We start from the raw sequence: 21831 nt of genomic DNA on the forward strand, positions 1-21831 counted from the left end.
TACGTGCATCAGCGGGTCCGCCCGCGCCCCGCCCCCTCCGGGGCGCGGCGCGGGCGGACCCTCTCGCTCTCCGGGGGGACCGACATGGGCGTCAAACGCGGTATCAGCGGGCTGCGGCAGATCCTGGACCGGATGGAGTTCCCGGCGGACAAGGACCGGATCGTCGCCCGCGCCCTGGACGAGGGCGGCGACGAGGAGATCCTGAGCGCCCTGCGCGCGATGCCGTCCGCCGACTTCTACGAGGCCGGGGAGGTCCTGCGGGCGGTCCCGCTACCCGAGACCGAGCGCGCCCGGACCGAGTCGGCCCGGGCGCGGGAGCGCGGGGAGCGGGGACAGCGCCCCTGAGCGGTCAGGCCCGCGCGGCGGCGCGCAGCGGGGCCCCGGCCCTGTGCATGTGGGTGAGCGCCTCGATGTGCGAGCGCACGAAACCGGTCTCGTGGTACGGGATGCCGATTTCCGCGCAGTAGTCGCGCACCAGCGGCTGGACCCGGCGCAGGTTCGGGCTGGGCATGTTCGGGAACAGGTGGTGCTCGATCTGGTAGTTGAGGCCCCCGAGGGCGAGGTCGGTGAACCAGCCGCCCCGCACGTTCCGCGAGGTCAGCACCTGCTTGCGGAGGAAGTCGAGCTTCTCGCCCTTCTTCAGCGTGGGCATGCCCTTGTGGTTGGGGGCGAAGATGCAGCCGAGGTAGACCCCGAACAGCCCCTGCTGGACCGCGATGAACGCGAGGGCCTGGAGGGGCTGGAGGACCGTGAACACCGCGCCGAGGTAGAGCGCGAAGTGCCCCGCGAGGAGCACGCCCTCCAGGACCCGCTGCTTGGTGCTCGGCCGGAACAGGGCGCGCACGCTGCCCACGTGCAGGTTGAGGCCCTCCAGGAGCAGGAGCGGGTAGAACAGGAACGCCTGCCGGCGGCCGAGGAAGGCGGGCACGCCCCTGGCGGCGTGGGCCTGCTCCTCGGACCACACGAAGATGTCCGGCTGGACGTCGGGGTCGAGCTCCTCGTGGTTGGGGTTGGCGTGGTGCCGGGTGTGCTTGTCCTGCCACCACCCGTAGCCGAGCCCGATGCCGAGGTTGCCCACGACCCTGCCGAACGCCTCGCTGACGCGGCGCCCGCGGAAGATCTGGAGGTGGGCCAGCTCGTGGGAGACCAGTCCGACCTGTCCGAAGACGGCGGCCATGGCGACGGCGGTGAGCATCTGCCACCAGGAGTCGCCGAGGAGGAAGAAGGCCGCCCACACGCCGGCGAAGGACAGCCCGATCAGGGAGAGCCGGACGGCGAAGTACACCGGCGTCCGCTCCATCAGACCGGCTTCCTGGACACGGCGGGACAGCTGGGCGAAGTCACTGCCCCGACGTCGGCCTAGGGTCGTCGCCTCGGCGTCGAGCATGCTCTCTCCCCTGCAAAGGTGAACGAATCACTCATGTGTTCTGCATAACACTAGGCGCAGCGGACGGCTCGGACCATGGCACGGCCACGCTGACTTTTCGGGGTGCGTGCACCCCTGCGCCCTGCGGCGGAAGTGCTTACCATCCTCCGGGCCGCGGCGCCCTCGCCGGGTGCCCGCCCCGCCGGGGCCGGTGGATGATGGGTCCATGCGCACTCCCCCCGCCGAGGTCGCCGTCACCGCCGGACTCGTCGCCGGCCTGCTCCGGGACCAGCACCCGGACCTGGCCGGCCTGCCCCTGGTCCCGTGCTCCCACGGCTGGGACAACGTGGTCCTCCGCCTGGGGGACGACCTGGCCGTGCGGCTCCCGCGGCGCGGGAGCGCGGCGGTCCTGGCCGCCAACGAGCAGCGCTGGCTCGGCACGGTCGCCGCGCGCGTCGGCTTCCCCGTCCCCGCGCCCGTCCGGCTGGGGCGGCCCGGCCGCGGGTACCCGTGGCCCTGGTCGGTCGTCCCGTGGTTCGAGGGCCGTGTCGCCGCCTCCCTGCCCTCCGCCGAACGGGGGCGCCTCGCCGGTCCGCTGGCCGCCTTCACGGCCCGGTTGCACGTCCCGGCCCCCGGGGACGCACCGGCCAACCCGGTCCGCGGCGTCCCCCTGGCCTCCCGCGACGCGCGGGTCCGCGAACGGCTGACAGGAGGACGGGTCCCCCGCGCGGACGAGCTCCTGCGCCTGTGGGAGCGACTCTCCTCGGCCCCGGCCCGGGAGGGCCCGCCCGTGTGGATCCACGGCGACCTGCACCCCGCCAACGTCCTCGCGCCCGCCGACGGCGCTCCGGGCCTGGCCGCGGTCCTGGACTTCGGCGACCTGACCTCCGGAGACCCCGCCACGGACCTGGCCGCGGCGTGGATGATGTTCGACGCCCCCGGGCGCGCGGAGTTCCGCGCCGAGCGCGAGCGCCTCTCCCCCGTGGACCCCGCCACCTGGGACCGCGCCCGCGCCTGGGCGGTCTCCTTCGGCTCGCTCCTGGCCGCCTCCACGAACGAGGACCCGCTCCTGGCCGCGGTGGGCGCGCACACCATCGACCAGGTCCTGGGCCCCGACCGCCCCTGACCGCCCGTCGGGACGGCGGTCCGGATCAGTCGTAGACGCCGGAGCGGTGCCCCACATGGACCACCCAGACGATCAGCTCGCCCCTCTCCACCGTGTAGACCACGCGGTAGTCGCCCACGCGGAGACGGCGGACCTCGGGGGCCCCGACCAGGGCGGTGCTGCCGAATCCCAGCGGGTCGGTCTCCAGTTCGGTGAGCTTGCGGAACACGCTCATCGCGACGTTGCGGGGCAGTTTCCGGAGTTCGGCCCGCGCCTCGGGTCGGAAGACGGTCCGATAGTTCACTCGGGCCTCTCCAGGATCTCCGCCATCACCTGTTCCATGGGGATGCCGGGGGCGGGGTTGGCCATGCGCTCGTCGACCATGCGCATGATCTCCTGCTCCTCCAGCTGCTGGTAGCGGTGGAACATGTCGATGGGGACGACCGCGGCCACCTCACGCCCCCGTCTGGTGATCACGGTGGGCAAGTCCTCCCTGTCCGCACGGTCGACGACGTCGGCGATGTGGTCGCGCACCTGGCGGATGGACTCCACCTGCATCTCACTCATGGAACCAAGGGTACACATGGAACCGTTGGCACACATGCCTCTCCGGAGCGTGGGCGCTCGGATCGCCGCGGTGGGCGCGCACACCGTCGACCAGGTCCTGGACCCCGACCGCCCCTGACCGCCCGTCGGCGGGCATACCGGCCGAAGGCGCACAATGGTTCCGACCAGTGCGGATCGACCCCCGGAGCGGAACGTGAGCAAGACCGGCCTGACCGTCAAAGCGCTGATGGAGGCACTCGACGGGGCCGTCCACGGGCTCGTCGCCGCTCCCCGGGGGCTCGGCGCGCTCGTGCGGACGGTCGTCGTGGCGGGCGAGGGCGTCCCCGTGCCCGCCGCGTCCCTGGTCGTCGTCCCCGCCGGCGGGTCCGCCCCCGCCGCGCGGGCCGGGCTCCGGGGCGCGAGCGCCGTGGCCGCCCTCGGGGACGACGCCGCCGGCCTCCGGGACCTCGGCCTGCCCGTCCTCTCCGTGGAGCCCTCCGTCGGCCCCGAGGAGTTCGCCGTCCTGGCCCGGTCCGTCCTGGAGGCCGAGGAGACCGAGTCCCGCCACGGCGACCTGTTCTCGCTCGCGCGGACGGTCGCGACGCTGACCGGGGGCCTCGTCAGCATCGAGGACGCCGGGGGACAGGTCCTCGCCTACTCCGCGTCCGACGAGGGCGCGGACGAGCTGCGCAGGCAGACCATCCTCGGCCGGGGCTGCCCCGAGTCGTTCCTGGCGCACATGCGCGAGTGGGGCGTCAACGAGCGCCTCTGGGCGGGAGAGGTCGTCGAGGTCGCCGAGCGCCCCGACCTCGGCGCCGCCCGGCGCCTCGTCGTGGGCGTACGGGCCGGGGAGCGCGCGCTCGGCACCATATGGGTCCAGGTCGGCGACCGCCCGCTCGCACCCGCCAGCGTCCAGGTGCTGCACGGCGCGGCACGGCTGGCCGCGGTGCACGTCATGCGCGCCAACAGCGGGGCGCGCAGCACGGGGCGGGACACCGAGGAGCTGTCCGTGGGCCTGCTGACCGGCGCCTTCGACACCGACGCGCTCGCCCGCCATCTGGGGGCCGACCCCTCCACCCCGGTCGCGGTGGTCGCCCTCGCCCTGCGCGGCCCGGAGGCCGACCTCCCCTGGCGGCTGGACCAGGCCGCGGAGATCACCTCCGTGTACGCGGCCGCCTACCGCAGGGAAGCGCTGGTCATCCCCGCCTGCGGGCTGCTGTACGTCCTGCTCCCCGCGACCACCGGCCGGAGCCCGGCCGCGTGGGCCGGCGAGCTGGTGTCGGTCCTGCGGGACAACCTGGGCACGCCGGTGCAGGCCGCCGTGGCGGGGACCGCCCCGAGGATGCGCGCGGTGCCCTCCCTGAAGAAGGTCGCCAGCCGGACCCTCGACGTCGTCGCGGACCGCCCCGAGCGGCGCGTGACCGAGTTCGATGAGGTCCGCTCCTCCGTGGTGCTGCGCGACCTGTTCGACACCCTCGCCGACATGCCCCGGCTGCGCGACGACCGGCTCGACGCGCTGGACGGCGAGCAGCGCCGCTCGCTGTCCGCGTACCTGGACGCCTTCGGCGACGTGACGGCGGCGGCCGGGAGGCTGCACGTCCACCCCAACACGCTCCGGCACCGGGTCCGGCGGATCTGCGCCCTGACCGGGCTCGACCTGGACGACGCCGACCAGCGGCTCCTCGCGGCGATCACGCTCAGGGCCTGAACGCGGCGCGGCGCATCGCGGTACGGCTCCCGTGCGGTCTCCGCCCGGTCACGGGAGCCGCCCTCCGGCGCTCCCCGGGGACCGGATTGTCGGAACCGACACCGCTGCCCCGCCCATGTCGTCCGTTCTGACAACGGTGGCGCACGCCACCCGGACCTAGGCTCCCGGCCATACTCGCGGACCCTCCCCTCGTCGGCCCGCGAAATCCCCGACCCCGGCAGGAGCTCTGGACATGAGCGCGGACACCACGCAGGCACGGCCACCGAGGGCCAAGGTCCTCGTCGCGAGCCTCACCGGCAGCACGATCGAGTGGTTCGACTTCTTCCTCTACGGCACCGCAGCGGCCCTGGTCTTCGACAAGCTGTTCTTCCCGTCGGACGACCCGCTCGTCTCGCTGATGCTGTCGTACCTGACCTTCTCGCTGACGTTCTTCATCCGTCCGCTGGGCGGCGTGGTCTTCTCGCACATCGGCGACCGGATCGGCCGCAAGAAGACCCTGATCATCACGCTCTCCCTCATGGGCGGCGCGACGATGGGCATCGGCCTGCTGCCCACCTACGACAGCATCGGCGTCCTGGCCCCGGTCCTCCTCGTCGTGCTGCGGATCGTCCAGGGCATGGGCATCGGCGGCGAGTGGGGCGGCGCCCTGCTGCTCGCCTACGAGTACGCGCCCAAGGAGCGCCGCGGCTTCTTCGGCAGCGTCCCGCAGATGGGCATCACCCTGGGCATGCTGCTGGCCAGCCTCGCCCTCACCCTCATGTCCCTGCTGCCCGAGGCCCAGTTCGAGGCGTGGGGGTGGCGGGTGCCGTTCGTCGGCAGCGTCCTGCTGGTGCTCCTGGGCCTGTGGATCCGCTCCGGCATCGACGAGACCCCGTCCTTCCGGAAGGCCAAGGAGGAGGGGAACGTCGCCAAGCTGCCCGTCGTGGAGACCTTCCGCTTCCACTGGCGCGCCGTGCTGGTCGCCGTCGGCGCCAAGGTCGTGGAGACCGCGCCGTTCTACATCTTCGGCACGTTCGTCGTCAGCTACGCCACGGGCACCCTGTCCTTCGACAACACGGCCGCGCTCAACGCCGTGACCGTCGGCGCGATCGTCGCGACGGTGTGCATCCCGCTGTCGGGCCGCCTCTCGGACACCTTCGGCCGCCAGAAGGTCTACCTGGTCGGCGCGGTCCTCCTGGCGCTGTTCGCCGTCCCGTACTTCCTCATGCTGGGCACCGGCAGCGTGGCCATGCTGGTCCTGGCCACCGTGATCGGCCTGGGCGTGTTCTGGGCGCCGGTGACCGCGACCATCGGCACCCTGAGCTCGGAGATCTTCTCCACCCGGGTCCGGTACACGGGCGTCACCCTGGGCTACCAGATCGGCGCAGCCCTCGCGGGCGGCACGGCCCCGCTGATCGCGACCTGGCTCCTGTCCCGGTTCGACGACTCGTGGGTGCCGATCGCCGTCTACCTGGTGTTCACGGCCCTGATCTCCGTCGTCGCCGTGTCGCTGGCCCACCGCGCCTCCAAGGCCGAGCTGGAGCGCGCCGGCGAGGCGGTCTGATCCGGCCCCGCACCGGCGGAGGGGCGGTTCCGCGCACCGCGCGGCGCCGCCCCTCCGCCGTGTCGGGCCGGGGCGCCCGTTCGCGCCCTCAGTCCACCGACCGCAGCAGCTCCGCGACCCGCTCGGGCTGCTCGTTCATGGCGAGGTGGCCCGCGCCCTCCATGACGACCACGTCGGCGTCCAGGAAGCGCCGGGCCGGTCCGTGCAGGCGCGCCGGGGAGTAGAAGGCGTCGTCGGACCCGGTGGCCACCACGACCGGGGTGTTCTCCCAGGGGCGCAGGCACTCCAGCGGCAGCGGCCCCGGGGCCAGGCTGGTGCGGCAGTGGCGCCCGACCAGCGTCATCCACGGGGCGAAGGGGTGCGTCCCCGACGCGGCGTAGGAGGGACCGCTCATGAAGTTGAGCAGGCGGGTGCTCTTGTCGTCCCGCGGACCGATCATCCACGGCAGGGTGGCGCGCATCAGCTCGGACGTCTTCGCCGCCGAGGTCAGGCCCGCGGGCCCGACCATCACCACGGCGTGGACCAGCGGGGAGGGCTTCGCCGCCAGGGCCACGGCGGAGCCGAGCGAGTGCGTGAGCACGGTGACCGGCCGCGCGGTCAGCAGGGGCAGCACCTCGTCGAACCACGCGCCGTAGGCCGCCGCGCGGTCCGACCTCGGCCGGACCCCGACGCTGAGGCCCGGCTGGCCGGGCAGGTCGACGAGGGTGACCGGACGGTCGCGGGCGATGGTCCTCGCGGTGTCCACGGACGTCGCCGAGTTGAAGTTGGTCCCGCTGAGGACGAGCACGGGGGTCGCGTCGCCCCCCGGCGCCCGGAAGGCCCGTGTCGGGCCCAGTGCGGTGGCGAGCTCGGGCAGCGACCGGAGGGAGGGCCAACCCGAGATCCGCTGCTCGCACCAGGCGCGGATCGCGCGGGCGCCGGCGGGGGATCGGTAGATGTGGGCGCCGTGAGGGCTGGACTCGGACATCGGACACCTGTTGTTTCCGGATAGGCGACAGCAACCGCCGACCAGTCTTCCCGGCACACCTCCGAAGCACTGTACTCGACGCGTCCCGGCGCGCCCTCCAGGAACGGACACAGGCCTCTGGAGTGGACATTCGCCCCATCTTCGGCGAGCATGGGCGCGGCGCGACGGCGCCTAGGTGTGCCGGGAAGACTGGTCGGCAGTCCCCGACCCATGTCCCGGAAAGCTGCCCATGAGCCTCGACCCGAACCAGTCCGTCCCGACCGGAGGACCGCTCTCCCGCTTCGCGGACACCCTGCGCAGCGACACCGTCGGCGGTTTCCTCCTGATCGGCGCGGCGGTCCTCGCCCTCGTGTGGATCAACTCGCCCTTCGGCGGGGCCTACGAGGACCTGCGCGCGATCACCTTCGGCCCCGCGTCGCTGCACCTCGACCTGTCCCTGGAGACCTGGGCGGCCGACGGCCTGCTGGCCGTGTTCTTCTTCGTCGTCGGCAACGAGCTCAAGCAGGAGTTCGTGCACGGCGAGCTGCGCAACCCGCGGAGGGCGATGCTGCCGATCGTCGCCGCGGTCTGCGGCATGGTCGTGCCGGCCGCGATCTACGCGGCGATCAACGCCACCTCCCCGGACACCGTCCAGGGGTGGGGCATCCCGATGGCGACCGACATCGCCTTCGCGGTCGCGATCCTCGCGGTCGTCGGCCGCGGCCTCCCGCCGGCCCTGCGCACGTTCCTGCTGACCCTGGCGATCGTGGACGACCTCGGCGCGGTCGTCGTCATCGCGGTGTTCTACACCTCCGGCATCAACTTCCTCGCGCTGCTCGCCGCCGCCGCGGGCCTGGTGCTGTTCTGGTACCTCCAGCGCGGCAAGGGCCTGGCCGCGAAGCTCAACGCCTCCGCGCTGCCCAACTGGATCGTCTACGTCCCCCTGGCCCTCGTCGTCTGGGGCCTGGTGCACGAGAGCGGTGTGCACGCCACGATCGCCGGTGTGGCGATGGGCCTGCTGATGCGGACCACGAAGCTGCCCGGGGAGGCGCACGACCCCAGCCACGGCGTGGAGCACGTGCTGCGCCCCTGGTCCGCCGGGCTGGCGCTGCCGATCTTCGCGTTCTTCTCCGCGGGCGTGGTGTTCGACGGCGTCGGGGAGGTCCTCACCGACACCGCCGCGATGGGCATCATCGCCGGCCTCGTCGTGGGCAAGGTCGTCGGTATCGCGGGCGGCTCCTGGCTGACCACGAAGCTCACCCGGGCCGAGCTCAACCCGAGCCTGAAGTGGATCGACATCGTCGGCATGTCCCAGCTGGCGGGCATCGGGTTCACCGTGTCCCTGCTGATCACCGAGCTGTCTTTCGCCGACTCCCCGGAGCACCTGGCGCACGCGAAGACGGGCGTGCTCCTCGCGTCCCTGGTCGCGACCGTGCTGGCCGCGGTCGTCCTGGGCGCCCGGTCCCGGCACTACAGGCGGCTCATGCGCGCCACGGCCCCCACGGAGACGGCCGGGGAGTGAGCCCGGGCGCCGGTCCCGGCGGGGCCGGCGCCCCACCTGCCACAGCGCGCGGACACAGTCCAACGCCCGCGGCGGGCTGATCGATACCAGCTGCCACCGTGCCTTGACACACACGACAATTCCCGCGACACCGAAACCGTGGTGTGCTAAGTTCATGGAAGTTGCAGTTGTGATTCCCGTTGGATTTTGCGTTGTTCGGCCTTCAGGCTGGGTCTTCTTCAGGGTTCGTTATTCGGGTGGTCATCACGGTGACGGGGAAACCGTCAGATTGCGGTTTTCCTTGCCCAGAACGAAGGAGAAAACATGGCTACCGGTACCGTCAAGTGGTTCAACGGTGACAAGGGCTTCGGCTTCATCGAGCAGGACGGCGGCGGCCCCGACGTCTTCGCCCACTACAGCAACATCCAGGCCACCGGCTTCCGCGAGCTCCAGGAAGGTCAGGCCGTGCAGTTCGACGCCACCCAGGGCCCCAAGGGTCTCCAGGCTGAGAACATCACCCTGCTCTGACTGAGCCCCGCGCTGCAGTCGTGACAGAGGCCCGCCCTACGGGTGCTGGGCCTCTGTCCCTTTTTCATGTTTTTCTGGACCGGTCTTCTGGCCGTCGGCTTCCGACAGGCACCGGTCCGCACCACCCCACCCCACAGCGTGTTCTCCGCGTGGGCCGTGGAAACCGCAGAATCTTCCGGCGCACCACCGATGCTCCACGTCGAAGCTCCCAGAGGCTTCCTCGACCGGCACGCGCCGTCGACGAAAGGCTCGTATGAACCATCCGTCCCGCGTGAACGGACAACGGCGCTCCTCCACAGGCGGCGGCCACGGCGGCTCCTTCGGACGCTCCCGGCCCCCCAGGTCCTCCGGCCGCCCCCCGGGCGGCGGCAGGGGCCCCTCCGGCCGTCCGGCCGGCGAGTTCGCCCTCCCCGTCTCCACCACCCCGGCGCTCGACCCCGTGTCCACGTTCCAGGAACTGGACATGCCCGCGCCGCTGAAGTCGACCCTGGCCCGCCAGGGCCTGACGACCCCGTCGGCCATCCAGGCCGCGACCCTGCCCAACTCGCTGGTCGGGCGCGACGTCCTGGGCCGCAGCCAGACCGGCTCCGGCAAGACGCTGGCCTTCGGGCTCGCCCTGCTCGCCCGCCTGGAGGGACGGACCGCGCAGCCCCACCGCCCGCTGGCGCTGGTCCTGGCCCCCACCCGGGAGCTGGCCCAGCAGGTGGCCGACTCGCTGGCGCCCTACGCGCGCTCGCTCAAGCTGAACCTGACCACCGTCGTGGGCGGGATGCCGATCTCCCGCCAGGCCCGGGCCCTGCGCCAGGGCGTGGAACTGGTCGTGGCCACCCCCGGCCGCCTGCGCGACCTGGTCGAGCGGGGCGACTGCGCCCTGGACCAGGTGGACGTGGCGGTCCTGGACGAGGCCGACCAGATGACCGACATGGGGTTCATGCCCCAGGTCACCGCGATCCTCCAGCAGGTGCCGTCCGGCGGGCAGCGGATGCTGTTCTCCGCGACGCTGGACCGCAACGTCGACACGCTGGTCCGCCGCTTCCTGAACGACCCGGTCGTCCACTCGGTGGACCCGACCGCGGGCGCGGTCACCACCATGGAGCACCACGTCCTGCACGTGTCCAACACCGACAAGCAGGCCACGGCGACGCACATCGCCGCCCGCGACGGCCAGGTGATCATGTTCCTCGACACCAAGCACGCCGTGGACAAGATGGCCAAGCACCTGCTCGCCAACGGCGTGCGTGCAGCGGCCCTGCACGGCGGCCGGTCGCAGCCGCAGCGCACCCGGACCCTCAAGCAGTTCAAGGAGGGCACGGTGACCGCGCTGATCGCGACCAACGTGGCGGCCCGGGGCATCCACATCGACGGTCTGGACCTGGTCGTCAACATCGACCCGCCGACCGACCACAAGGACTACCTGCACCGCGGCGGCCGTACCGCCCGCGCGGGCGAGTCCGGCAACGTGGTCACGCTCGTCCTGCCCAGCCAGCGCCGCGAGATGGCGCGGCTGATGAGCCGGGCGCAGATCGAGGCGACGACCGCGCAGGTCAGCTCGCAGGACCCGGAGCTGGCCCGGGTGACCGGCGCCCGCACGCCCTCGGGCGTGCCGGTGACGCTCCCGGCGGAGCCCCGCCAGGAGGCCTCCCGGTCCAACAGGCCCCCGTCGCGGGGCAGGCGGCGCCCGCGCCGCTGATCCGGCGCCCCGGTGTCCCCGGGGCACCGAACCGGCTGAACGAGGAGCGGCCCCCTTCCGTGCGCGGAGGGGGGCCGCTCCCGTGTCCGGGGGACGTCCGGGCACGTGGCCGCCGGGCGGTGGCGCGCCCGTCCCGGGCGCGGCGCCCACCGGTCTCCCCCGGGCCCGGGCCCCGAACCCGGGGCCCCGGCGTCGGCCCCGTCCGCTCCCGGGAGGTCCGCGAGCGTCCCGCGGCCGGGGCGTTCAGCCCTCCAGCGTCTCCAGGTAGGCGAGCCAGCCCCCGTGGCGGCTGATGTCCTCCGCCCCCTCGGCCGCCGCCGGGTCGCACCCGAAGCCGACCACCGCACGCCCGTCGGCCAGCGTGACGGAGCCCAGGGACATGGGAGCGGGAAGCCCGGCCAGGAACGCCCCGAGGCCCGCCGGCGAGATCCGCCAGACCTCGCAGCGCACCGACGCCCCTCCCTCCGCCACGCGGAGCAGCCCGGGCTTGGGGGGCGAGGTGGGCAGGGCGACCATCCTGTAGTCGGCGCTGGTCGCGTCCTCCGCGACGAACCGCGCGCCCGCGTCCGTGAGCTGGTGGTGGAGCGGCTGCCCGCGCAGGTGGGCGCCGAACACCGCCAGTTCCGCCCCGGGGCCCGGAAGGGCCTCTCCCCGCTCCTCCCCGGTGATGTCGGCCGCCAGGTCCAGGGCCACCTGGTCCTCGAACGCCCGGGTGACGACGCTGACCCCGAACGGGCGCCCGTCGGCGGTCCCCGCCGGGACCGCCACCGCCGCCATGTCGAGCAGGTTCACGAAGTTCGTGTAGGTGCCCAGGCGCGAGTTCGCGCCGACCGGGTCCGCGGCGACCTCCGCGAGCGTGGGGTGGCCGACCGTGGTGGGCATGAGCAGGGCGTCGAAGCCGGCCAGGAGCGCACGGGCGGTCGCCCTGTAGGCGGCCAGCCGGTGCTGGTCGGCGGCGAGGGCATGGGCGGGGAGGTCCCCCGCGGCCAGGATGATCCCGGCGACGGTGGGGTCGGCGCCCTCCGGGTGCCCGGCCAGGAACCCGCCGACGGCGGCGTGGCGCTCCGCGACGAGCGCGCCCTCGTAGAGCAGGCGCGCGGCCTCCAGCAGCGGGGCCACGTCCACCTCCACGACCTCCGTCCCGGCCGCGCCCAGGACGTCCGCGGCGGCGCGGAAGGCGGCGCGCTCCGCCCCTCCGAGCGGAGCGAGCCCCTCGGCCGTCGGCACCGCCACCCGTCCGGCCCCGCGCGGGGCGAGCCGCACGTCGGCGGGCCAGTCCCTGCTGAAGGGGTCCCCGGCGTCGGGTCCGGCCATCACGGCCAGGGCCGCGCGCGCCGGGGCCAGGCCGCGGGAGAACACGGTGACGCAGTCGTAGGGGCGCGCGGCCGGGACCACCCCCGTCGACGGCACCAGGCCGAGCGTGGGCTTGAGGCCGACCAGGCCGTGCAGGGCGGCGGGCACGCGCCCCGAGCCGGCCGTGTCGGTGCCCAGGGCGATGTCGGCGATCCCGAGGGCCACGGCCACGGCGGACCCGGAGCTGGATCCGCCGGAGACCCGTTCGGGGTCGAAGGCGTTGCGGACCGCGCCGTAGGGGCTGCGCGTGCCGACCAGCCCGGTGGCGAACTGGTCGAGGTTGGTCTTGCCGAGCACGATCGCGCCGGCGTCCACGAGCCTGCGCACGGCCGGCGCGCTCGCCTCCGGCGTGTAGGCGTAGCCGGGGTGGCCGGCGGTGGTGGGCAGGCCGGCCACGTCGATGTTGTCCTTGACCGCGAGGAGCGTCCCCGCCAGCGGCAGGTCCTCACCCGACGCGAGGCGTCCCTCCAGCGCCTCGGCCTCGGCGGCCGTCTCCTGCTCGGGGCGCAGGGTGATCCATACCTCGGGCCGGTCGGCCCCGGCGATCCTCCGGTAGGCGGAGCGGACGCGGTCGGTGGGGTGGGGCATCAGGCGGGCTCTCCTTGTGTGATGACGGCCAGTGCGCTCCCCGGGTCGAGGTGCTGGCCCGGTGTGACGAGGATGTCCGAGATCCTTCCCGCGCGGGGAGCGCGGACCACGACCTCCAGCTTCATGGCTTCGAGGCGGACCACGGGCTGGCCCTCCTCAACCGTGTCGCCCGGGGCGGCGTCGACCTTCCAGACGGAGGCGGCCAGGGGCGCCTCGACCAGGACCGCGCCGGGCGGCAGGTCGGGCGCGGCGGGGACGACGGGGTCGGGTTCGGGCCGGTCCTCGAACTCCCCCGCGGCCTCCCAGGCCCGGCGCTCGGCCTCGAACGCCGCCGCCTGGCGGCGCTCGAACGCCCGGATGGATCCGGCGTTCTCGTCGAGGAACCGCTCGTGGTCGGCGAGGACGAACTCGCCCTCGTCGATGTCGAGCGCGTGGCGCCCGGCGAGCAGGTCGGCGCGGACGTCGAGGAGCTCCTCGTGGCCGACCGGGTACCAGCTGATCCGGTCGAAGAAGCGCAGGAGCCAGGGCGTCCCCGGCTCGAACGGCCCGTACTGGCGCAGACCCGACCAGATGGGGACGGTGCGGCCGATGAGCTGGTAGCCGCCCGGGCTCTCCATGCCGTACACGCACAGGTAGGCGCCGCCGATGCCGACCCCCGCCTCGGGGGTCCACGTGCGCGCGGGGCTGTACTTGGTGGTGACGAGCCGGTGCCTGGGGTCGAGCGGGGTGGCGGCCGGCGCGCCCAGGTACACGTCGCCCAGTCCCAGGACCAGGTAGGAGGCGTCGAAGACGATGTCGCGGACCTGGTCGACCGAGTCGAGGCCGTTGACGCGCCGGATGAACTCGATGTTGTCGGGGTTCCAGGGCGCGTCGTCGCGCACCCCCGTGCGGTAGCGGGCGACGGCCTCGTGGACGGACGGGTCGTCGAAGGACAGGGGCAGGCGCAGGGTCCGGCTGGGCACCCTCAGCCGGGAGGTGGGCGGCAGCCCGTCCTCGATCTCCCGGAGGAGGCCGAGGAGGGTGCGCAGCGGGAGCACCGCCGGGTCGGTGTGCAGGTGCAGGGAGCGCACCCCGGGCGTGACGTCCACGATCCCGGCGGGCGCGGCCAGGTCCAGGGCGGCCATGAGGGCGTGGACGCGCAGGCGCAGGCCCAGGTCGAGTTCCATGGGCCCGTACTCGACCAGGACGTTGTCGTGGCCGCCGCGCCGGTAGGTGACCCCGGGCCGGCCGTCGCCCTCCGGGACGCGGGCGAGGACGCCGTCGTCGCCGTCGGAGCCGGTGGCGCGCAGGAGCGGGGCGGCGGCGGGCTCGAAGTGCAGCCGCTCGGCCGCGGCCTCGGTGACCGGGTGGAACCGGACGGTGTCGCCGGGGCGGAGCTGTCCGACCTTCCAGCGGGAGCCGGAGACCACCGTGACCGGGCAGACGAACCCGCCCAGGCTGGGCCCGTCGGGGCCGAGGAGCACGGGGGTGTCGCCGGAGAGGTTGACGGCGCCGACGGAGTAGGCGGTGTCGTGGACGTTGGAGGGGTGCAGGCCCGCCTGGCCGCCGTCCGGTCGGGCCCAGGACTGCTTGGGGCCGGAGAGCCGGACGCCGTTGCGGGCGGACTGGGGGTGCACCTTCCAGTCGGTGGCGTAGAAGGCGTCCAGGCCCTCGCGGGTCAGGAACTCGGGGGCGGCGTGCGGCCCCTCGGACACCTCCACGTCCCAGTGCGCGTTCCCTCCCCTCCGGACCCCGAAGTCGGGACGGTCGGCCTCCGGGACCGGACGGGCCTCCGGCGCCCCCGCCGGGACGGGCGCGGGGCGCAGGACGTCGCCCGGGAGCAGGGCGCGGCCGCTGTGGCCGCCGTACTCCCCCGCGGTGAACGTGGACGCGCTGCCCAGGTACTCGGGCACGTCCAGCCCCCCTCTGAACAGCACGTACGTGCGCATGCCGGGGCCGCGGGCGGGGCCCACCGCGAGCACGCCGCCGGCGGGGACCGCCACCGGCTCCCACCGGGCGACCGGCTCCCCGTCCACGGTGACGTCGGCGGGCGCCCCGGTGACGCACACGGTGGCCGGGGCGGAGAACCGCAGGGTCGGGCCCTCGATGGTGCACTCCAGGCCGGGCGCCCCCTCCGGGTTGCCCAGGGCGCGGTTGCCCAGTCTCAGCGACAGGTCGTCCATGGCCCCCGAGGGCGGGACTCCGACCTGCCAGTAGCCCGTGCGGCCGGGGAAGTCCTGGACGGTGGTGAGGGTTCCGGCCCGCTCCACCTCGATACGGGGCTCCGGGTCGCCGACCTCCGCACAGGTGGCCGTGGTGTGCGCGACCGCGCGGACGCCGGCGTGCCCGGCCAGGGCGCGCAGCAGGCCCAGGTTGGTCTGGAGCCCGTCGACGCGCACCTCCGCGAGGGCGCGGCCGAGCCGGGCGAGGGCGTCGGCGCGGTCGGAGCCGCGCACGACGACCTTGGCGAGCAGGGGGTCGTAGTCGCTGGTGACGCGCTGGCCCGGCTCGATCCAGCCGTCCACCCGCACCCCGGGAGGGGTCTCGAAGCGGGTGACGAGCCCGGAGCTGGGCCGGAAGCCGTGGGCGGGGTCCTCCGCGTAGACGCGGGCCTCGACGGCGTGCCCGGTGCGCGGCGGCCCCTCCGGGGGGACGTCCGCGAGGACGTCCTCGCCCCGGGCCAGGCGCAGCATCCACGCGACCAGGTCGACGCCGGTGATCTCCTCGGTCACGGGGTGCTCGACCTGGAGCCGGGTGTTGACCTCCAGGAAGGAGGCCTCGCCCCGCTCGGTGTCGTAGACGAACTCCACCGTCCCGGCGCTGCGGTAGGAGATCCCCGCGCACAGCTCGCGGGCGGTGCGGTGGAGCTCGGCGCGCAGTGCGTCGGGGAGGTCCGGCGCGGGGGCCTCCTCCACGACCTTCTGGTTGCGGCGCTGGAGGGAGCAGTCGCGGTCCCCCAGGGTGACGACGTTGCCGCGGCCGTCGCCGAACACCTGGACCTCGACGTGGCGGGCGCGGGACACGAACCGCTCCACGAACACGCCGCCGCCGCCGAAGTGGGTGGCGGCCGTCCGGCCGACCTCGTCGAAGGCGGCGCGCAGGGCCTCCTCGTCGGCGCAGGGGCGCAGGCCGATCCCGCCGCCGCCCGAGGTGGACTTGAGGATGACCGGGTAGCCGATGCGCTCCGCCGCCGCGGCCGCCTGCTCCACGTCGGGCAGGGTCTCGCTGCCGGCGACCATGGGCAGGCCGGCGGCGGCCGCGGCCTTGCGGGCGGTGTGCTTGTCCCCGAACTCCTCCAGGTGGCGGGGCTCGGGACCGACGAACACCAGCCCGGCGGCCTCGACGGCGTGGGCGAACGCGGCGCTCTCGGACAGGAAGCCGTAGCCGGGGTGGACGGCCCCGGCCCCGGTCGCCGCGGCGGCCGCCAGGACGCGTCCGGCGTCGAGGTAGCTCTCGGCGGCCGGGGCCGGCCCGAGCCGCACGGCCTCGTCGGCGAGCCGGGTGTGCGGGGCGCCCGCGTCGGCGTCGGAGTACACCGCGACGGTGCGCAGGCCGAGTTCGCGGGCGGAGCGGATGATACGGCAGGCGATCTCGCCCCGGTTGGCGACGAGCACGGAGTCGAACACGCTGGCTCTCCTTGGTCCGGTGGTCTGTGCGGCGGTGGGCGGGCGCGTCCGGGCGCGCGGATGCCGGGTCAGAGGGCGTCGGAGTGGAGCGCCATCTGTGTCAGCGCGCGGCGGGCGCGCTCCAGGACGACCTCCATGGACGCGCCGACGTGCTCGTGCATGGCGCGGTAGGCGGAGTCGAGTTCGCCCGCGAGGAGGTGTTCGGTGATCCCGATGTGCTCGGTGACGGTGGAGGTGATCCGGTCGGCGGTGAGGAAGTCGTACATGCGGACCCGGCGGATGCGCCGGTTGACGGAGACGAGGGAGTCGGTGAGGGCGCGGTTGCCGGAGGCGCGGGAGACGGCGGCGTGGAACTCCTCGTCGAGGAGGACGAAGGAGGGGTCGGGCTCGGGGACGTCGGCGCGGAGCTTCTCCCACCGCTCCAGTTCGGCGCGGAGGACACCGGGGTCGTGCCGGACGGAGGGGTCCTCCATCGCGCGGGAGATGCCGCGGAGTTCGAGGGTGACCCGGAGCTCGTAGAGGTCGCGGAGCTCGGCGAGGTTGGGGACGGTGGCGTAGAAGCCGTTCTCGCGCCGCTCCACCAGGCCGTCGGAGTGCAGGCGGGCCAGCGCCTCGCGCACGGGGGTGCGGGAGACGCCGAAGAGCTCGGCGAGCCGTACCTCGCCCAGCCGGACGCGGGGCGCGATCCGCCCGCTCAGGACCTCCTCGCGCAACAGGGCGTAGACGCGGTCCCGGCGCGAGGTGGCGGTGGCGGCCTCCGGATCCCCCGCCCGCCGCACGCCGTCCCCGGGCGGCGCCTCCGGGGCGGGCACCGCCTCTGTATACATCGGTGTGTCCATGGGGCCCGACGCTAGGAAGGGCGTGTTTCGGCGGCCCTGCCTCCCCGTGAAGCCTGGGTTTCACCGTGTTTCCGCGTGTTTCGCACCGGTATGCACGGGGTGCCGCGGTCGGGGTGGGGCGGGGCGGGCAGGGCCCGGAGCGGGCGCGGGGGCCGTTCCGGACCGGTGGGCCGCCCCCGGCCCCGAGCCCCGGACCGGACGGCGTTCCCGCAGGCACACCCGCGTCCCGCGCCGGCGCCCCGGCCCCGGACGACGCTCGGGCTGTCTAAGCTGCATCCATGCATTCGATGGGACCGAACCGGCGCACCGTGCTGCTCGGCGCGGCGGGGGCCGCCGTCGCCGCGGCCGTGGGCGGCTGCTCCCGCGGCCCCGAGTACGGGCTCTCCGAGCTGGTCGTCGCCACGGGGCCGCCCGGCGCGGTCTTCCGGGAGATCGGCGCGAAGCTCGCCGTCCTGCTCCAGGAGGTCCTGACGGAGCTGGAGGTGAGGACGGTGCAGACCGGCGCCTCCCTCGACAACCTGTACCTCCTGGACGAGGGCGCGGCCGACCTCGGTTTCGCCAGCCTCGACGCGGTGCTGTCGTACGAGGCCGACACCGGCGAGGGCACCCGGCTCGACGCCGTCGGACGCCTCTACGACAGCTTCGTCCACCTGGTCGTCCTCGACGACTCGCCCGTGCGCGAGCTCTCCGACCTGGACGGCCTGCGCGTGTCCGTGGGCTCGGTCAACTCCGGCACCGAGTTCACGGTCGCGGAGATCCTGGAGGAGACCGGCCTGGCCGTGGAGACCGTCCGGCTCGACCAGGCCGCCTCCGCCGACGCCCTGGCGTCGGGGGAGATCGACGCCATGTTCTCGCTGACCGGGCTGCCGACCCCGGCCGTCGCCGAGCTCGCCGAGAAGCACGCGGTACGGCTGATCGACCTGGCGGACACGGCCGACGTGATGGCCGACGCCTACCCGGAGGCCTACTTCCCGGCGACGCTGCCCGCGACCACCTACTCCGGGGTCCCGGCCTGCCCGACCATGTCCATCCCCAACCTGCTCCTGTGCCGGGCCGACCTGGACGAAGCCCTGGCGTACCGGGTCACCGACACCGTCTACCGCGGCCAGGCCCGGCTGGCGGCCCAGCGCCCGGAGGCCGCGCAGATCAACGTGCGCACGGGCATCTCCACCGGCGTCGTCCCCCTGCACCCCGGTTCCGAGCGCTGGTACCGGGACAACAAGCCCGCCTGAGGCGGCGCCGGGCCTTCGCCGGGCCGGTCAGTCCCCGGAGCCGCGCACCGGCGGCAGCGTGATCACCACGCCGAACCCGCGGCGCTCCCCTCCGGGCAGGCCCGTCCCCAGGGTGAGCCGCCCCCCGGCCTCCCGCACCAGGTCGGCGGCGATCGCCAGGCCCAGGCCGGTGCCCTCGGTGTTCTGGTGCCGCGGCGAGCGCCAGAACCGGTCCAGGGCCGCCGTGTACTGCTCCTCCGGCAGGCCCTCGCCGTCGTCCAGGACGCTGATGCGCACCGGGTCCCCCCCGTCGGCCTCCACCACCACGCGGGTGCCGCCCGACAGGCGCAGGGCGTTGCTGACCAGTTCGTCGAGGATGCTGCCCAGCCCGCCCGCCGGGGCGTACGCCCGGACCCCGGCGGGGACACGGGTGGTGACGGAGACGCCCCGGGCCTCGCCCAGCGCCCTCCAGCGCTCCACCCGGCTCTCCAGGACCTCGGCGACCTCCACCGCCTCCGTCCCGGTGACGCTCTCCAGGCGGGTCGCGGCCAGCAGGGAGTTGAGCATCCTGTGCATGACGGCCGCCTCGTCGACGGCGATCTCGTGGGCCTCCCTGGCCTCGGGGGTCTCCAGGTGCGGCGCGAGGTTCTCCACGGCCAGCCGCAGGCTGGCCAGGGGGTTGCGCAGCTGGTGTGAGGCCTCGGAGACGAACGCGCGCTGGCGCTCCAGGGCCCTGCGCACGACGTCCACCATCGTGTTGAACGACTCCGTGAGGCGGCGCAGCTCCGGGGGGCCGCGCTCGGCGTCCACGTGCACGTCGAGGTCGCCCGAGGCGACCGAGGTCGTGGCGGCGTCCAGCCTGCGGATCGGCCGCAGCACCCAGCGGGACAGCGGCAGCGACGCGGTCGCCAGCACCGTCAGCGGCACGACGCTGAGCAGGCCGAGCAGGCCCCAGACCTGGAGGATGTCGGAGCCGAGCTCCCGGGTCGGGGCGACCACCACCACGGCGCCCGCGACCTCGCTGTCGCGGCCGATGGGCTCGGCGACCACCAGCGGATCGGGGTTCCACGGCCACGCGGTGGTCGGCGGTGCGGGGCGCTCGCCGGCCATCGCGGCGTCGACGGCCCCCGGGTCGGGGATCCCGTCGAGGACGTCGCGCATGCGGTGCCGGTCCCCGGAGCCGACGACGATCTGCCCGTCGGGCGCGACCACGAGGGCCGGGATGGCGTACAGCTCCTCGTAGTGGGCCATCTCCTGGGCGAGGGGGTCGAGCCGGTCGGTCTCCAGGGCGGTGCGGGCCAGTGCGGCGAACCGCCCCGCGTCGCCCAGCCGGTCGACGTACACCTCCTGTGTCCGCTGCTGGGCGATGACCGTGCCCAGGGGGACGAACACCGCGGCGACGATCACGAACGCGACCGGGAGCAGGAGGGCCAGCAGGCGCCGCAGCAACGGTCAGGCCCCGTCGAGGAGGTAGCCGACGCCGCGCACGGTGCGGATGCGCACGGCGCGGCCGACCTTGGCGCGCAGGGAGGCGATGTGGGTGTCGAGGGTCCTGGAGGAGGTCTCCCAGGCGTCGCCCCACACCTGGTCGAGAATCTGGTCGCGGGCGACGACCGAGGGGGAGCGGGAGACCAGCAGGGAGAGCAGGTCGAACTCCTTGCGGGTCAGCCGGAGCGTCCGCCCGTCGGCGCTGGCCTCGCGGGAGTCGGGGTCGACCGTGAGCGCGCCGACCGTGAGCGGGGGCTCGGCCTCGGCGGCCTCGGCCCGCGCCGGGCGGGTGCGCCGGAGGACGGCGTCGATCCGGGCGAGGAGTTCGGCCACGCCGAAGGGCTTGACCACGTAGTCGTCGGCGCCGGCGCGCAGCCCGCGTACCCGGTCGCGTTCCTCGCTCCGCGCGGTGACGGCGATGACGGCGGTCTGGGGCCGCTCGCGGAGCTTGCGCAGCAGGTCGATGCCGTCGGCGTCGGGGAGGCCGAGGTCGAGCAGGACGACGTCGGCGGGCGGGGCGGTGAGCGCGCGCTCCGCGGTGGCGACCCGCTGGACGTCGAAGGACGCGGACCGCAGGGCCGTCACCAGGCCACGGGCGACCCGGTCGTCGTCCTCCACCACGAGAATGCGCATGTCCAGCATGGTAGGCAGTGTTGCGGACCCCCGCTGACGACGGCGCACGGTCAGGGCTCCCGGAAGGGCCCGGCACCGCTCCCCTCCCGGACGCGGTCCCGGACGGGTGACCGGTCCACCCTCTCCGGCCAGGGGTCCGCGGGCGGGCGCGCGGGGCCGGGCCCGGCGGCGTGGTGGTGGACGGTGACGCTCCCGATGCGACCGGCGCTCACGGCCACACCGCCGTGGACGCCACCGCCGATGGAATTGTGCGTTTCGCCCTGATTCACGTCGATCCCCTCCCTCGCTCTGGGGACAGCCCAGGAGAGCGCAAAGGCCGTCGCTTCTCCGGAGAAGTCGGGAACCGTCCGCGGTACGACCGCGACCACAATGGATTACCTGCGGAAACCTCCCTTCGGTCCGCCTTCGCGAAGTTCTCCCTATAGGTCCTGGTACGTCCCTCCGCTTTCCAGCGGTCAAGGGCTTCGCCATCGCCGGACCGCGGTCCCGGCTCTTTCGCTCCCAAGGTCACTTTGGGGCTGCTGAGAGCTGGTGCGTTTCGGGTCGGATCCACCGAAAACGCTTTACCGTCCGGCACTCGCCATCGCCGATGACGCCGGGACACAGGGGACTCCGGGGAAAGACGCACCCGGACTGAGCAGCGGACTTCCCCGATCCTCTCCACAGATCCCCCGGCGGCGTTCCCCCGGGCGAACGGGAAACATGCCGCAAGCATCAGTTTATGAACAGTCCGAGGATGACTGCATCCGGACAACATGATCAGTACCCCAGTGGGCATGTACAAGTGGGTTCGAAAGTCAGCAGAATATATGGGAGAGCCGAAGTCGGACCCGACCGGACTTACAGGGCCGCACGGGAAACAGGAGCGACCAATGGTGGAACCGGAAGAATCGAGGCCGCCGCGTGCGTAGAAACAACCAGGAAAGACAGCCCGGACAGGAGCTCTCGTGAAGGGCTTGGGACGGGGGGCCGGGCGATGGCGCACGTCGAGTTACAGCGGCGGCGGTACCAACTCGTGCGTCGAGGCGGTCATGAGCGCGCCCGCCGCGGTCGGGATCCGCGACTCCACGCACCGCGACCACGCGGAGCTCGCCCTGCCCGCGCACCAGTGGGTCGCGCTGCTCCGACTCGCGGACCGCGCCTGAGCGGGCGTGGTCCGGGGCCGGCCCCGGACCACCGCG

18 protein-coding genes are annotated in these 21831 nt (G+C 73.9%); 9 read left to right on the top strand and 9 right to left on the bottom strand.

The annotated features are described in order from the left end of the window. Window positions 1-84 precede the first annotated feature (84 nt). Complete coding sequence (locus ABZ234_RS02050; RefSeq protein ID WP_355010645.1) at window positions 85-345, top strand: DUF2795 domain-containing protein; 261 nt, start codon at window positions 85-87, stop codon at window positions 343-345. A 4-nt stretch (window positions 346-349) separates the two neighbouring features. On the opposite strand, the gene ABZ234_RS02055 is transcribed toward ABZ234_RS02050, so the two are convergent. After that, window positions 350-1300: an acyl-CoA desaturase gene (locus ABZ234_RS02055; protein WP_267950554.1), complete on the bottom strand. Its 951-nt coding sequence runs from the start codon at window positions 1298-1300 to the stop codon at window positions 350-352. A gap of 292 nt (window positions 1301-1592) precedes the next feature. On the opposite strand from ABZ234_RS02055, the gene ABZ234_RS02060 reads away from it, so the two are divergent. Beyond that, window positions 1593-2492 carry an aminoglycoside phosphotransferase family protein gene (locus ABZ234_RS02060; RefSeq protein WP_355010646.1) on the top strand — a complete coding sequence of 300 codons (900 nt, stop codon included), beginning with the start codon at window positions 1593-1595 and terminating at the stop codon, window positions 2490-2492. A gap of 25 nt (window positions 2493-2517) precedes the next feature. Here ABZ234_RS02060 and ABZ234_RS02065 read toward each other — a convergent pair whose 3' ends face one another. Together ABZ234_RS02065 and ABZ234_RS02070 are read right to left on the bottom strand one after the other, a co-directional pair. Then, complete coding sequence (locus ABZ234_RS02065) at window positions 2518-2775, bottom strand: type II toxin-antitoxin system RelE/ParE family toxin (protein WP_330160343.1); 258 nt, start codon at window positions 2773-2775, stop codon at window positions 2518-2520. Then, a complete protein-coding gene (locus ABZ234_RS02070; RefSeq protein ID WP_355010647.1) occupies window positions 2772-3038 on the bottom strand; it encodes a type II toxin-antitoxin system Phd/YefM family antitoxin in 267 nt (88 codons plus the stop codon). The genes ABZ234_RS02065 and ABZ234_RS02070 overlap by 4 nt, the downstream gene beginning before the upstream one ends. Before the next feature lie 193 nt (window positions 3039-3231). On the opposite strand from ABZ234_RS02070, the gene ABZ234_RS02075 reads away from it, so the two are divergent. Beyond that, complete coding sequence (locus ABZ234_RS02075) at window positions 3232-4725, top strand: helix-turn-helix domain-containing protein (protein ID WP_355010648.1); 1494 nt, start codon at window positions 3232-3234, stop codon at window positions 4723-4725. A gap of 232 nt (window positions 4726-4957) precedes the next feature. Continuing rightward, window positions 4958-6268 carry an MFS transporter gene (locus ABZ234_RS02080; protein ID WP_355010649.1) on the top strand — a complete coding sequence of 437 codons (1311 nt, stop codon included), beginning with the start codon at window positions 4958-4960 and terminating at the stop codon, window positions 6266-6268. An 88-nt stretch (window positions 6269-6356) separates the two neighbouring features. Here the strand turns inward: ABZ234_RS02080 and ABZ234_RS02085 are convergent, their stop codons facing one another. After that, a complete protein-coding gene (locus ABZ234_RS02085) occupies window positions 6357-7235 on the bottom strand; it encodes an alpha/beta hydrolase (RefSeq protein ID WP_355010650.1) in 879 nt (292 codons plus the stop codon). 229 nt (window positions 7236-7464) lie between these two features. On the opposite strand from ABZ234_RS02085, the gene nhaA reads away from it, so the two are divergent. From nhaA to ABZ234_RS02100, 3 genes are all read left to right on the top strand, one after another. After that, window positions 7465-8736, top strand: a complete 1272-nt coding sequence (gene nhaA, locus ABZ234_RS02090; protein ID WP_355010651.1) for a Na+/H+ antiporter NhaA — start codon at window positions 7465-7467, stop codon at window positions 8734-8736. Between the two features lie 303 nt (window positions 8737-9039). Continuing rightward, window positions 9040-9243 carry a cold-shock protein gene (locus tag ABZ234_RS02095; protein WP_267947035.1) on the top strand — a complete coding sequence of 68 codons (204 nt, stop codon included), beginning with the start codon at window positions 9040-9042 and terminating at the stop codon, window positions 9241-9243. A 253-nt stretch (window positions 9244-9496) separates the two neighbouring features. Next, on the top strand, window positions 9497-10933 hold the full coding sequence (locus ABZ234_RS02100) for a DEAD/DEAH box helicase (RefSeq protein ID WP_267947036.1): 1437 nt from the start codon (window positions 9497-9499) through the stop codon (window positions 10931-10933). A 243-nt stretch (window positions 10934-11176) separates the two neighbouring features. Here the strand turns inward: ABZ234_RS02100 and atzF are convergent, their stop codons facing one another. The 3 genes from atzF to ABZ234_RS02115 all read right to left on the bottom strand — a co-directional run bounded on the left by atzF (window position 11177) and on the right by ABZ234_RS02115 (window position 17318). Continuing rightward, window positions 11177-12874, bottom strand: a complete 1698-nt coding sequence (gene atzF, locus ABZ234_RS02105; protein ID WP_355010652.1) for an allophanate hydrolase — start codon at window positions 12872-12874, stop codon at window positions 11177-11179. After that, complete coding sequence (gene uca / locus ABZ234_RS02110) at window positions 12874-16479, bottom strand: urea carboxylase (protein ID WP_355010653.1); 3606 nt, start codon at window positions 16477-16479, stop codon at window positions 12874-12876. The genes atzF and uca overlap by 1 nt, the downstream gene beginning before the upstream one ends. A 68-nt stretch (window positions 16480-16547) precedes the next feature. Then, a complete protein-coding gene (locus ABZ234_RS02115) occupies window positions 16548-17318 on the bottom strand; it encodes a GntR family transcriptional regulator (RefSeq protein ID WP_355010654.1) in 771 nt (256 codons plus the stop codon). A gap of 278 nt (window positions 17319-17596) precedes the next feature. Here ABZ234_RS02115 and ABZ234_RS02120 point away from each other — a divergent pair, with 278 nt between their 5' ends. After that, on the top strand, window positions 17597-18550 hold the full coding sequence (locus tag ABZ234_RS02120; RefSeq protein WP_267947040.1) for a TAXI family TRAP transporter solute-binding subunit: 954 nt from the start codon (window positions 17597-17599) through the stop codon (window positions 18548-18550). Window positions 18551-18577: 27 nt separating this feature from the next. Here the strand turns inward: ABZ234_RS02120 and ABZ234_RS02125 are convergent, their stop codons facing one another. After that, window positions 18578-19978, bottom strand: a complete 1401-nt coding sequence (locus ABZ234_RS02125) for a HAMP domain-containing sensor histidine kinase (protein WP_344176722.1) — start codon at window positions 19976-19978, stop codon at window positions 18578-18580. A 3-nt stretch (window positions 19979-19981) separates the two neighbouring features. Beyond that, a complete protein-coding gene (locus ABZ234_RS02130) occupies window positions 19982-20659 on the bottom strand; it encodes a response regulator transcription factor (RefSeq protein ID WP_355010655.1) in 678 nt (225 codons plus the stop codon). 938 nt (window positions 20660-21597) lie between these two features. Here ABZ234_RS02130 and ABZ234_RS02135 point away from each other — a divergent pair. Then, the gene (locus ABZ234_RS02135) at window positions 21598-21795 is read left to right on the top strand and encodes a DUF397 domain-containing protein (RefSeq protein WP_355010656.1); all 198 of its coding nucleotides are present in this window, start codon (window positions 21598-21600) and stop codon (window positions 21793-21795) included. Window positions 21796-21831 lie beyond the last annotated feature (36 nt).

The organism is Nocardiopsis sp. NPDC006198, from assembly GCF_040613895.1.
Classification (GTDB): Bacteria; Actinomycetota; Actinomycetes; order Streptosporangiales; family Streptosporangiaceae; genus Nocardiopsis; species Nocardiopsis tropica.

Coding starts and splice junctions, on each gene's coding strand:
- ABZ234_RS02050 (WP_355010645.1), top strand. CDS start 85: ATGGGCGTCAAACGCGGTATCAGCGGGCTGCGGCAGATCCTGGACCGG.
- ABZ234_RS02055 (WP_267950554.1), bottom strand. CDS start 1,300: ATGGAGCGGACGCCGGTGTACTTCGCCGTCCGGCTCTCCCTGATCGGG.
- ABZ234_RS02060 (WP_355010646.1), top strand. CDS start 1,593: ATGCGCACTCCCCCCGCCGAGGTCGCCGTCACCGCCGGACTCGTCGCC.
- ABZ234_RS02070 (WP_355010647.1), bottom strand. CDS start 3,038: ATGAGTGAGATGCAGGTGGAGTCCATCCGCCAGGTGCGCGACCACATC.
- ABZ234_RS02080 (WP_355010649.1), top strand. CDS start 4,958: ATGAGCGCGGACACCACGCAGGCACGGCCACCGAGGGCCAAGGTCCTC.
- ABZ234_RS02085 (WP_355010650.1), bottom strand. CDS start 7,235: ATGTCCGAGTCCAGCCCTCACGGCGCCCACATCTACCGATCCCCCGCC.
- nhaA (WP_355010651.1), top strand. CDS start 7,465: ATGAGCCTCGACCCGAACCAGTCCGTCCCGACCGGAGGACCGCTCTCC.
- ABZ234_RS02095 (WP_267947035.1), top strand. CDS start 9,040: ATGGCTACCGGTACCGTCAAGTGGTTCAACGGTGACAAGGGCTTCGGC.
- ABZ234_RS02100 (WP_267947036.1), top strand. CDS start 9,497: ATGAACCATCCGTCCCGCGTGAACGGACAACGGCGCTCCTCCACAGGC.
- atzF (WP_355010652.1), bottom strand. CDS start 12,874: ATGCCCCACCCCACCGACCGCGTCCGCTCCGCCTACCGGAGGATCGCC.
- ABZ234_RS02115 (WP_355010654.1), bottom strand. CDS start 17,318: ATGGACACACCGATGTATACAGAGGCGGTGCCCGCCCCGGAGGCGCCG.
- ABZ234_RS02120 (WP_267947040.1), top strand. CDS start 17,597: ATGCATTCGATGGGACCGAACCGGCGCACCGTGCTGCTCGGCGCGGCG.
- ABZ234_RS02130 (WP_355010655.1), bottom strand. CDS start 20,659: ATGCTGGACATGCGCATTCTCGTGGTGGAGGACGACGACCGGGTCGCC.